Annotated in this window: 11 protein-coding genes and 1 tRNA gene; 9 read left to right on the top strand and 3 right to left on the bottom strand. The window is 66.5% G+C overall.

What is annotated here, in order from left to right; translation table 11 throughout:
- The first annotated feature begins 82 nt into the window (after positions 1–82).
- Positions 83–2203 (top strand): sodium-translocating pyrophosphatase, encoded by a 2121-nt coding sequence (locus ACQR0U_RS28450; RefSeq protein WP_315711448.1) that lies wholly within the window; start codon positions 83–85, stop codon positions 2201–2203.
- 85 nt (positions 2204–2288) lie between these two features.
- Here the strand turns inward: ACQR0U_RS28450 and ACQR0U_RS28445 are convergent, their stop codons facing one another.
- The 3 genes from ACQR0U_RS28445 to ACQR0U_RS28435 all read right to left on the bottom strand — a co-directional run bounded on the left by ACQR0U_RS28445 (position 2289) and on the right by ACQR0U_RS28435 (position 5216).
- Positions 2289–3371, bottom strand: a complete 1083-nt coding sequence (locus tag ACQR0U_RS28445) for a DUF2336 domain-containing protein (RefSeq protein WP_316188493.1) — start codon at positions 3369–3371, stop codon at positions 2289–2291.
- A 219-nt stretch (positions 3372–3590) separates the two neighbouring features.
- On the bottom strand, positions 3591–4598 hold the full coding sequence (locus ACQR0U_RS28440) for a Bug family tripartite tricarboxylate transporter substrate binding protein (RefSeq protein ID WP_316187297.1): 1008 nt from the start codon (positions 4596–4598) through the stop codon (positions 3591–3593).
- 156 nt (positions 4599–4754) lie between these two features.
- A complete protein-coding gene (locus ACQR0U_RS28435; RefSeq protein ID WP_315711452.1) occupies positions 4755–5216 on the bottom strand; it encodes an outer membrane protein assembly factor BamE in 462 nt (153 codons plus the stop codon).
- 129 nt (positions 5217–5345) lie between these two features.
- On the opposite strand from ACQR0U_RS28435, the gene ACQR0U_RS28430 reads away from it, so the two are divergent.
- From ACQR0U_RS28430 to ACQR0U_RS28395, 8 genes are all read left to right on the top strand, one after another.
- Positions 5346–5882: a ubiquinol-cytochrome C chaperone family protein gene (locus ACQR0U_RS28430; protein ID WP_315711454.1), complete on the top strand. Its 537-nt coding sequence runs from the start codon at positions 5346–5348 to the stop codon at positions 5880–5882.
- A gap of 4 nt (positions 5883–5886) precedes the next feature.
- Positions 5887–6513 (top strand): YceD family protein, encoded by a 627-nt coding sequence (locus ACQR0U_RS28425; protein ID WP_315827201.1) that lies wholly within the window; start codon positions 5887–5889, stop codon positions 6511–6513.
- A 319-nt stretch (positions 6514–6832) separates the two neighbouring features.
- Positions 6833–7894: a phosphate acyltransferase PlsX gene (plsX, locus tag ACQR0U_RS28420; RefSeq protein WP_315752912.1), complete on the top strand. Its 1062-nt coding sequence runs from the start codon at positions 6833–6835 to the stop codon at positions 7892–7894.
- The gene (locus tag ACQR0U_RS28415; protein WP_315711459.1) at positions 7891–8865 is read left to right on the top strand and encodes a beta-ketoacyl-ACP synthase III; all 975 of its coding nucleotides are present in this window, start codon (positions 7891–7893) and stop codon (positions 8863–8865) included. The genes plsX and ACQR0U_RS28415 overlap by 4 nt, the downstream gene beginning before the upstream one ends.
- Positions 8866–8997: 132 nt before the next feature.
- Positions 8998–9354, top strand: a complete 357-nt coding sequence (locus tag ACQR0U_RS28410; protein WP_315711462.1) for an integration host factor subunit alpha — start codon at positions 8998–9000, stop codon at positions 9352–9354.
- Between the two features lie 136 nt (positions 9355–9490).
- Positions 9491–10054 carry a MerR family transcriptional regulator gene (locus ACQR0U_RS28405; protein WP_315711463.1) on the top strand — a complete coding sequence of 188 codons (564 nt, stop codon included), beginning with the start codon at positions 9491–9493 and terminating at the stop codon, positions 10052–10054.
- Between the two features lie 199 nt (positions 10055–10253).
- Positions 10254–10331: transfer RNA gene (locus tag ACQR0U_RS28400), tRNA-Pro, on the top strand.
- 186 nt (positions 10332–10517) lie between these two features.
- Positions 10518–11393 carry a class I SAM-dependent methyltransferase gene (locus ACQR0U_RS28395; RefSeq protein WP_316175211.1) on the top strand — a complete coding sequence of 292 codons (876 nt, stop codon included), beginning with the start codon at positions 10518–10520 and terminating at the stop codon, positions 11391–11393.
- Positions 11394–11458: the final 65 nt, after the last annotated feature.

Genomic DNA, 11458 nt, shown 5'->3' with positions numbered 1-11458 from the left:
CCCGGAGCGGCCTGACAGGGGGCGTGCGTCGCACCATCGCGGCGTGACGTAGTTAGAAAAAGCAAAGAGCCGAGGAAACTAAATGTCAGCTTTATGGGTGATCGTGCTCTGCGGAGCGCTGTCGATCGTCTATGCGATCTGGGCCACACAATCGGTGCTCAGCGCGGACGCCGGCAATGCGCGCATGCAGGAAATCGCGGCGGCGGTGCGTGAGGGCGCGCAGGCCTATCTTCGCCGCCAATATACGACGATCGGAATCGTCGGCGTCGTGATCTTCGTGCTCCTTGCGTATTTCCTCGGCATGCTCGTCGCGATCGGCTTTGCGATCGGCGCGATCCTCTCCGGCGCGGCCGGCTTCATCGGCATGAACGTGTCGGTGCGCGCCAACGTCCGCACCGCACAGGCGGCCATCACCTCGCTCGCCGGCGGCCTGGAGCTCGCCTTCAAGGCCGGCGCCATCACCGGTCTGCTCGTGGCCGGTCTCGCGCTGCTCGGCGTCACCATCTACTTCGGCATCCTCACCGGCTTCATGAAGCTCGCGCCCGACAGCCGCACCGTGATCGATGCGCTGGTCGCGCTCGGCTTCGGCGCCTCGCTGATCTCGATCTTCGCCCGTCTCGGCGGCGGCATCTTCACCAAGGGCGCCGACGTCGGCGGCGACCTCGTCGGCAAGGTCGAAGCCGGCATTCCCGAGGACGATCCGCGCAACCCCGCGACCATCGCCGACAACGTCGGCGACAACGTCGGTGACTGCGCCGGCATGGCCGCCGACCTGTTCGAAACCTACGCGGTGACCGCTGTCGCCACCATGGTGCTGGCGGCCATCTTCTTCGCCAAGTCGTCGCTGCTGACCAACATGATGACCCTGCCGCTCGCCATCGGCGGCATCTGCATCATCACCTCGATCGCCGGCACCTTCTTCGTCAAGCTCGGCGCCAGCCAGTCGATCATGGGCGCACTGTACAAGGGCCTGATCGCCACCGGCGTTCTCTCGCTCGGCGGCGTCGCGCTGGCGATCGGGTGGCTGATCGGCTTCGGCAAGCTCGACGGCGTCGACTACACAGGCACGGCGCTGTTCATGTGCGGCGTCGTCGGTCTCGTCGTCACCGGCCTGATCATCTGGATCACCGAATACTACACCGGCACCGACTTCCGCCCGGTGAAGTCGATCGCGGCCGCCTCGGTCACCGGTCACGGCACCAATGTGATCCAGGGCCTCGCCATCTCAATGGAGTCGACTGCGCTGCCCGCGATCGTCATCATCGCCGGCATCCTGGTCACCTACAGCCTCGCCGGCCTGTTCGGCATCGCGATCGCGACCACGACGATGCTGGCGCTGGCCGGCATGATCGTCGCGCTCGACGCCTTCGGCCCGGTGACGGACAACGCCGGCGGCATTGCCGAAATGGCCGGCCTGCCCAAGGAGGTCCGCAAGTCGACCGACGCGCTCGACGCAGTCGGCAACACCACCAAGGCGGTCACCAAGGGCTACGCGATCGGCTCCGCCGGTCTCGGCGCCCTGGTGCTGTTCGCGGCCTATAACCAGGACCTGCAGTTCTTCATCGCGGATTCGGCGCACCATCCCTATTTCGCGGGGATCAAGCCGGACTTCTCGCTGAACAACCCGTATGTCGTGGTCGGTCTGCTGTTCGGCGGCCTGCTGCCGTATCTGTTCGGCGCGATGGGCATGACCGCGGTCGGCCGTGCCGCCGGCGCGATCGTCGAGGAGGTGCGCCGCCAGTTCCGCGAGAAGCCCGGCATCATGCAGGGCACCGACAAGCCGGATTACGGCAAGGCCGTCGACCTGCTGACCAAGGCGGCGATCAAGGAGATGATCATTCCCTCGCTGCTGCCGGTGCTGTCGCCGATCGTCGTCTACTTCCTGATCTACGCGATCGCAGGCGGTGGCGCGGCCGGCAAGTCGGCAGCGTTCTCGGCCGTCGGCGCCATGCTGCTCGGCGTCATCGTCACCGGCCTGTTCGTCGCGATCTCGATGACCTCCGGCGGCGGCGCCTGGGACAACGCCAAGAAGTACATCGAGGACGGCCATTTCGGCGGCAAGGGCTCCGATGCTCATAAGGCTGCGGTCACCGGTGACACCGTCGGCGATCCCTACAAGGACACCGCGGGCCCCGCGGTGAACCCGATGATCAAGATCACCAACATCGTGGCCCTGCTGCTGCTGGCGATCCTCGCGCATTGAGGCGCGCCGACGCGTCTTGACGAGCGAAGACCCCGCGGCGCGAGCCGCGGGGTCTTTTCATGAGGCTGTGTTGTTTGGTTGTTTGCTACTCGGCCGCGCGCTGCCGCGTCCGATAGCTCTGCAACGTGCTCTGCGCCATGCGCGGCTGCAGCTGCGAGAAGCTCGCCAGATGCTGGTCGAGCTGTGGGCGTGCGCTGCCGCTGGCGCTCGCCTGCATGAACAGCAGCGTCGTCGTCGTGACCCAGGACAAGTCGAGCGCCTTGGCGAGCACCAGGAGCTGGTCCGGCTGGTTGCGCACGAAGGCGCGCTCGACCACGTCGAGCGGCAGCTTGCACATCAATGACAGCGCCAGCGTGACCTTGTCGAAGCTGGCTTCCTTGGCGAAGCCGTGCAGTTGCGCCTCGTGGAGCTGGCCGGTCGCGTGCAGCAGCTCGACATAGTCCCTGGCGGTGACGAAGTCGGCCGAGCGTGTCCGCGCGGCGGCATGCAGATGATCCGAAGCCTGCGCCACGGCGAGCTCGACGATCTCGGTCCGCGCCGCGTCGGCGCTGGCGAGCTGGCTGCGCACCGCGTCGGAGGCTTCGACGAACAGCCGGACCAGCACCTCGCGTGGGCTGTCGGGTCGGCTCCAGAGTTTCAAGGCGAGGCCGGGATCGTCGGACGCCTTCGTCACCAGGCCGGAGAAGCCGTGATCGGAGAAGCGCGCGCCGCCATTGTTGGCGGTGTTCGAAACGACGGCCTGATTGCCGCGATCGACCAGAACGTCGGTGACGGATTCGGTGAGGAGCTTGCGGTCGGAGATCGCAAGCAGATGCTCCTGGCCCCGGGTCTGCGCGGTCGCGACCAGGGTCTCGTCGTCGAGCCGGTCGCTCCGGCGCAGCACGGGGCCTGCCACCGCAATCGTCTCGTCGCTGGCGAGCAGCCGGAGCAGCCGCGGCGGTGCATCAGGCAGGACCGCGAGCCGGCTGCCGAGCTGCGCCCGCGCCGCAATGGCGACGTTGTCGAGCAGCTTGGACAGCACGTGGTCGAACAGATCGACATGTTCTTCGGTGAACTTGCCCGAGCCCACCACGAACAGGTCGGTGACGCGCTCCAGGATCTCGGCGCGCCGGGAGACGTAGCGGCTGGCGAGAATGTCTTCGAGCTGATGGAGGACGCTGTTGGGCAAGGCACGGCTCACGCGATGGACGACGCCGACGCCTGCCCCTCGGACGATGATCGGACCGCATCCACGCGAGGTTGTCGGCCCGGCATCCGCCGACGGTATCTCGCAACCAGATCAAAGACACGCGGCCGCCATCTATCGCATCATCCCGCTTAAGGTGCCGTTACACCACGAACCCCCATTCCAATGCTCCGCCGAGACGCGGCGCCGGCGGGCCCAGGGCTATTTCACGTCCATCTGCAGGCCTTCCTTCTGGATGATCGACGCGAATTTGGCTGTCTCGGCTTGGACGAAGTCGCCGAACTGCTGCGGCGTGCCGTAATCGGCCCGCGCGCCCATCGCGGCGATATTCTTGCGGATGTCCTCGCGCTCCAGCATCGCCTTGACCTGCAGGTTGAGCGCGCTGACGATCTCGGGCGGGCAGGCCTTGGGCAGGAATACGCCGAACCAGGACGAGACGTCGAACTTGGCCAGCTCCGGCGCGCTTTCGCGCATCGTCGGCAGGTCAGGCGCATTGGCGCTGCGTTCCGGCGTGGTGACGCACAGGCCAGTCAGCTTGCCCTCCTGCACCTGCGGCAGCGATGGAAACAGATTATCGAACAGAATCTGAATGTCGCCGGCGAGGGCGGCCTGCAGCGCCGGGCCGGCGCCGCGGAACGGAATGTGCGTCATCTTCAGCCCGGTGAGCTGCAGGAACCAGGCGCCGGTCAGATGCGGGCTCTGGCCGACGCCGGACGAGGCGTAGTTCAGCTTGTCGGGATTGGCCTTCAGAAAAGCGATCAGCTCCGGGATCGACTTGAGGCCGGTCGAGGGATGCGCCGAGACGATGTTGGGGATGCGGATCATGTTGGAGACCGCCTGCAGCTGATCCGGCTTGTAGGCGAGGTTGCGGAAGATCGAATAGGCGATCGCGTTGGGACCGGGGTTGCCGATCAGGACCGTATGGCCGTCGCCCTTGGTGTTGCGCGCGACCTCGGCGGCGCCGATCGTGCCGCCGCCGCCGGAGCGATTCTCGACCACCGCCGATTGTCCCCACGCCGTCTGCAGATGCGCGGCCAGCAAGCGTCCCATCACATCGGTGCTGCCGCCGGGCGCGGCGGGCACGATCAGCTTGACCGTCTCGGTCGGACGCCAGTCGGCGAGACTCGCGCGCGGCAGGATGGCGGCTGTGGACAGCGCGGCGGCTCCGGACAGCAGATTGCGGCGCGACAGCGCGATACGAAGAGCCAATGATTCCTCCCTGTCTGTGTTTTGCGGCAGGGTAGGGAAGATTGCGGCGCCAGAGCAAGCAGGCGAATGGCGCACGAGCTGCGCCAATCAGCGCAGTTCACCGGCTTTGTGCCGTCACCCGGAAACATATTCCGGACCGCGGCGATCGGGCCCGGATCAGTTGAAGCTGAGCAGCTTGAACAGCGGCGTCAGGTAGCTGAGCTCCTGGCCGGAGGTCGGCGTCGTGCGGCTGACGAAGTCGAAGATCTTGCCGTCCTTCATACCGTAATTGGCGAGGCGGCGGACCTGGCGGTTCTTGTCGAAATAGATCGCAATGACGCGCTGATCGACCACCTTTTGGTTCATGAAGGCAACCGGGCGCTCGGCCCGCTGGGAGATGTAGTAGAACACCTCGCCGTCGAGCGTCGCCACCGTCGAGGGCGTGCCCATCACGATCAGCACCTGGTCCTGGCTGGCGCCGATCGGGATCTGCTCCAGCGCGCCCGGCGGCATGATGTAGCCCTTCTGGAACTGCTCGCCGGTGCAGGCGCCGAGCGCCAGACAGGTCAGCGCGATCGCACCAAGGGTGCGCAGACGGGAGCTCAGGCCACGGGAGAGCAGGCGGGCAGTCGTTCGCATTGTCTGGGTCATCTTCTTCAGATCGGATCCCGTCCCCTTGCGTCGGGCAGGGCGTTGACGTACCGGGCAAACTTGCGGATTGCAACATGCCCCTGAACAGGGTCAGGGAAACTCGACCGCGGAACCGTCATGCTCTGGCCATTCAACCATCTCAGGAAATCCCGACCGTCCCCGCGCGGGACCATCGAGCCGATCTATGGCACGATCGTGGCACAAACCCGAGACCCGTTGTTTTATAGACACTTGAATGTCCCTGACACGGTCGATGGGCGGTTCGATCTGCTGATTCTGCACCTCTGGCTGGTGCTGCGGCGGCTGCGCGGGGTGGGATCGGACCTGTCGCAGGCGCTGTTCGACCGGTTCTGCGACGACATGGACGACAATCTGCGCGAGATGGGGGTGGGGGATCTCACCGTGCCCAAGCGGATGCAGAAGTTCGGCGAGGCGTTCTATGGCCGCACCGCCGCCTATGACCTTGCCTGGTCCGAGAGCGAGGCCCGGCTGGCGGACGCATTGCAGAAGAATATCTTGAACGGGGAGCATCCGGACAGCGCGGCCGGACTTGCCGCCTATGCGGCGCGGGTGGCCGCGCACCTCGCCGCTCTCGACGACAACAGGCTGCTCGGCGCCGGCTGGAGCTTCCCGCGGCCGGTTCAGCAGGACTAGCGACATGACCAGAGACAGAGACACCTCGCGCGAAACGGCGCGAGACCCTTCCAAGGACCCCTGGCGGGCACCGCCGGTGATCGTGGCGCAGATTCCGGATGCCGGCCTGCATCGCGAGATCGAGGCCGACGAGGCCACGCGCAACGCGCTCGCCGCGATTGCCGATCTGCGCGAGGTCATCTCGGCCCATGCCTCGTTCGACGTCGTCCAGAAGCGGGACGGCAAGGTGCATGTCGAGGGCCGTGTGCAGGCCCGGATCGGTCAGACCTGCGTCGTCACGCTGGATCCGATCGAGATCGAGATCGACGAGCCGATCGACCAGATGTTCGCCCCGCCGGAGCAGATTCCGGAGCTCGCCGATCTGGTCGAGGACGATCCCAACAGCGAGGTGGAGACGGCCGATCCGCCGGAGCCGATCATCGGCGGGCAGATCGATCTCGGCCGGCTCGCCGCCGACGCGCTGCTCCTGGGGATCGATCCCTATCCGCGCAAGCCGGGCGCCGTGTTCGAGCAGCCGGTGGCTGCGGCCGCCGAGCCGGAGGACCATCCCTTCGCGGCGCTGAAGGCGCTGAAATCGGCAGATGCCGCCGGGCCGGGCGCGGTCAAAGCGAAGAAAACGGGTGAGGATTGACGCGCCGTTGGGCAGGCCGGAAACGATCGATCCTGTCACAAAGCCTCTCGAAATCCTCTCAAGCTGCTGATTTCGATGGCAAAGGCGGGTCCCTGCCGGCCCCGGCCCGGCGCGGCGGTTGCAAAATGCATCGCTCCCGGGAGGTTGTTTCGACACGGAGAGACGCTATTGTCGCGCCCGGGTCGGGGTGCGACGAAAAGGCCCGGACGGCCTCTGGCCCGTCCATCGGCCGCGCAATGCCTCTGAACGACCGCCAAACACGGCCAACCAAGTCAAGGCCAAGACGAGACAAAGCTCGAGATCAGGTTTCCGGGACGTCATGCCTCAAAAGGTTCGAATCGCGCTGGACGCCATGGGCGGGGATTTCGGCGCGGCCGTCGTCATCCCCGGTGCCGCGATCGCGCTGAGCCGCCATCCGGATGCAGAGTTTCTGCTGTTCGGCGACAGTGCCAAGATCGTTCCCGAGCTCGACCGGCATCCGCGGCTGAAGGCGGTCTCGCGCGTCATTCACACCGATGTCGCCGTCAGCATGGAGGACAAGCCGAGCCAGGCGCTCCGGCGCGGCCGCAAGACCTCGTCGATGTGGCTCGCGCTCGAGGCGGTGAAGAAGGGAGAGGCCGACGTCGCCGTGTCCGCCGGCAATACCGGCGCGCTGGTGGCGATGGCGCGCTTCTGCCTGCGCACGCTGGACGGGATCGACCGGCCGGCTCTGGCCGCGATCTGGCCGACCGCGCGCGGCGAATCGGTGGTGCTCGACCTCGGGGCAACGATCGGCGGCGATGCCCACCACCTGGTCGCGCTGGCCGTGATGGGCGGCGCGCTGGCGAGCGTGCTGTTCAACAAGCCGAGGCCGACCGTCGGCCTTCTCAACATCGGTGTCGAGGAGATCAAGGGCCATGAGGAGATCCGCGAGGCGGCCGAGCAGCTGCGCGCGATGAACCTGCCGCAGCTCGACTATATCGGCTTCGTCGAGGGCGACGGCATCGGGAAGGGTGCCGCCGACGTGGTCGTGACCGAAGGCTTCAGTGGCAACATCGCCTTGAAGACGGCCGAGGGCACCGTCCGCCAGGTCACGGATTTCCTGCGCGGCGCGATCCAGGCGAGCTGGCTTGCCCGGATCGGCTATCTGTTGGCCCGCGGCGCCTTCGCCGCTTTGCGGGCCCGGCTCGACCCGCGCAAATCCAACGGCAGCGTGGTGCTCGGCCTCAAGGGCATGGTGGTCAAGAGCCACGGCGGAACCGATGCCGAGGGCTTTGCCTCGGCGGTCAGGGTTGGCTATGAGATGGCCCGCTACGATCTCCTGACCAAGATCAATCAAACACTCAATCCCGACGGCGGCGCGCCAGCGTCCGAACCCGTCGCCCAGGAGGCTGTCTCGTGACAATTCGTTCGGTCGTGCTCGGCTGTGGCTCGTACCTCCCGCAGCGGGTCGTGACCAATGCCGAGCTGGCAAGCCGCATCGAGACCTCGGACGAGTGGATCGTGCAGCGCACCGGCATCCGTGAGCGCCACGTCGCAGCCGACGGCGAGTTCACCTCGCATCTGGCGATCAACGCGGCTCGTGCCGCGTTGGCCGCGGCCGACGTCGATCCGCAGTCGATCGATCTGATCGTCTTGGGCACCTCGACCCCGGACAACACCTTTCCGGCGACTGCAGTGGCCGTGCAGAACGGCCTCGGCATCCATCATGGCGCGGCGTTCGACCTGCAGGCGGTGTGCTCGGGCTTCGTCTATGCGCTCGCGACCGCGGACAATTTCCTGCGCAGCCGCTCGTTCAAGCGCGCGCTGGTGATCGGCGCCGAGACCTTCTCGCGCATCCTCGACTGGAACGACCGCACCACCTGCGTGCTGTTCGGCGACGGCGCCGGAGCGCTGATCCTGGACGCTCAGGAGCAGGGCGGCACGGCAGCCGATCGCGGCGTATTGACCACGCATCTGCGCTCCGACGGCCGTCACAAGGCCAAGCTCTATGTCGACGGCGGTCCGTCCTCGACCCAGACCGTCGGGCATCTGAGGATGGAAGGCCGCGAGGTGTTCAAGCACGCCGTCGGCATGATCACCGACGTGATCGTCGACGCCTTCGATGCCACCGGCCTGTCGGCCGAGACCATCGACTGGTTCGTGCCGCACCAGGCCAACAAGCGAATCATCGACGCTTCGGCGCACAAGCTGCACATCGCGCCGGAGAAGGTGGTATTGACGGTCGATCGGCATGGAAATACCTCCGCCGCCTCGATCCCGCTGGCGCTCGACGTGGCCGTCAAGGACGGCCGCATCAAGAAGGGCGACGTGGTCTTGCTGGAGGCGATGGGCGGCGGCTTCACCTGGGGCTCGGCTTTGGTGCGCTGGTGAGCCTGCCGCGCGGCGGGATTACGCCTGAGATTGGCACTACGGCCTGTACTTCTATTCACGCTACTGTTGACCACCGCCGCTTAACCTCTTAATTTCCGGAGCGAATTATTCGCCGTGAGTTTGGGGCAGGCGATGGCGGGAACCGGAAAAACAGTCACACGCGTCGATCTCTGCGAGGCAGTCTACCAGAAGGTGGGGCTGTCGCGGACGGAGTCGTCTGCGTTCGTCGAGCTGGTCTTGAAGGAGATCACCGACTGCCTCGAGCGCGGCGAGACGGTCAAGCTATCGTCCTTCGGGTCGTTCATGGTGCGCAAGAAGGGGCAGCGCATCGGACGAAACCCGAAGACCGGCACGGAAGTGCCGATCTCGCCGCGGCGGGTCATGGTGTTCAAGCCGTCCGCGATCCTGAAGCAGCGCATCAACGGCCAGCAGGGCAGCGGCAAGATGAACGGCGAGGCCAGTGCCGAGTTCGGCGCCGAGCCGGATTAGGGGCGAGGCCGTCGTCCCGCTGCTTTGCCGGCAGGGCCGTGTCGAACGCGTATCGTTCGTCCCGCGTATAGTTCGTCCAATCTTTTCAGCGTAGTCTCCCACTTTCTTGTCAGCACGGTCGAAGGGGAACGGGCATTTGGACAAGGCGCCGGATGCGTTTCGGACGATCAGCGAGGTCGCGCAGGAGCTCGACATTCCGCAGCACGTGCTGCGGTTTTGGGAGACCCGGTTCGCCCAGATCAAGCCGATGAAGCGGAGCGGCGGCCGGCGCTATTACCGGCCCGACGACGTCGACCTGCTCAAGGGCATCCGGCGTCTGCTCTATGGCGAAGGCTACACCATCAAGGGTGTGCAGCGCATCCTGAAGGAGCACGGCGTCAAATCGGTCCAGGGACTGGCCGACAGCTCCGCCGCGGTCTCGTTCGGCGCGATGGAGGAGACGCTCGGCCAGGCGATGATGGAAGAGGAGCCGATCGGCGAGGCCGAGGTCGAATCGGAGGACGAGGAGGAGGAAGCTTCCGACGAGGAGGGCATCGACTTCCGCTTCGTCGACACCGAGGACGACATCCTCGACACCTTCCGCGTCGGCCCACCGACCCGCGCCGGCATGAAGCCGGAGGAGCGGGAGAAGCTCCAGGGCGTGCTCAAGGAGCTGCTCGACTGCCGCGCGCTGCTCGACCGGGCGATGAGGGAGGTCTGAGGGGGCTGGTCGTCAGAATGCGCCAGCATGGCAGGTGTCCGTTGCATTGAGCCACGCCGAGCGCCGCGAGTCGGCTGTGCACCCTCCACCGTTCTGGAAGGGGGCGAAGGGCGACGATCTCCGCTCCATCCGATCACGCCATGAAACCCTTCCGCCGTGCCTTGCATCCCGCCCCGATCACGGCTAGAGGAACGGCCATCGGAGCGTGGCGCAGCCCGGTTAGCGCACTAGTCTGGGGGACTAGGGGTCGTGGGTTCGAATCCCGCCGCTCCGACCATTTTCTCAAATCGCTGTATTTGACGTCGGCCGATGCGGTTTTGCGCGCACCTGCCACGACCGCTTCGTCCGTGAGATTGGCTTTTCAAGCTGCAGACCGCCCCCTAAACTCCCCGAACTGGGCGCCGCTGGACACTGTTCGAGCCGGCTCGTTTCATTTGTGAACTTTGTTGCCGAGACTTCCCTCATGGACGCCGCCGTCGCCGACATCTCCTTTGGGCATTTCGAGAACGCCGAGCAGATCGCCTTCTGGAACGGTGCGGGCGGCGGGCGCTGGGTCGCGCGCCGCGCCGAGATCGATGCGCTGCTGGCGCCGGTGCAGGAGGCGCTGCTGGAGCGCGCGGCAATTCAGGCGGACGAACGGGTGCTGGACATCGGCTGCGGTTGCGGGGCGACCTTGATCGCGGCGGCCGAGAAGGTCGGCCCCGGCGGCAGCGTGCTCGGCCTCGACGTGTCCGCAGCCATGCTGACCGCGGCCCACGAGCTCGCCCCTGCCGATGCGCCGGTGAGCTTCGTGCAAGGCGACGCCATGGTGCACCACTTCAAGGCCGCGAGCGCCGATCTCGTCATCTCGCGCCTCGGCGTCATGTACTTCGCCAATCCGGTGCGCGCCGTGCTCAACATCCGCAATGCGCTGCATTCGGAGGGGCGCGTCGCGTTCGCCTGCTGGGGCGAGCTGCGCGACAACCCGTGGGCGCTGGAGCCGCTGCAGGCGGCCTATGACCACGTGCCGAAGCTGCCGGGCTTGCCGCCGCACGCGCCGGACGATTTCGCGTTCGGTGCTCCCGAGTGGATGGAGAAGGTGACGACCGATGCCGGGCTGCGGCGCATCCGGCTGGAGCGTCACGACATCGCGCTCGACTTCGGCGCGGGCGCCGGCCTCGACAGCGCGGTGCAGACGGCGCTCGCGATCGGGCCCGCCGGCCGTGCCGTGGCCGGGCAGCCGTCCGAGGCGGTGGAGGCCGCGACCGCCGCCGTGAGGAAGGCGTTGGCGCGCTACGCCAAAGGCCCGGGCGTCATGGTGCCCGCTTCGTTCTGGACCGTGACGGCCGTCGATCCGTGAAAGTCGGTCTTGATCACTGAGCCCCGTGACAAAGCCGCAAGATCGGTCGAGCGCGTCATGTCCGC

It is taken from the genome of Bradyrhizobium sp. HKCCYLRH3097, assembly GCF_051167875.1.
In the GTDB taxonomy this organism is placed as follows: Bacteria; Pseudomonadota; Alphaproteobacteria; order Rhizobiales; family Xanthobacteraceae; genus Bradyrhizobium.
The sequence above is the reverse complement of the archived record's forward strand: the minus strand, read 5'-3'. Positions and strand labels throughout refer to the sequence as shown.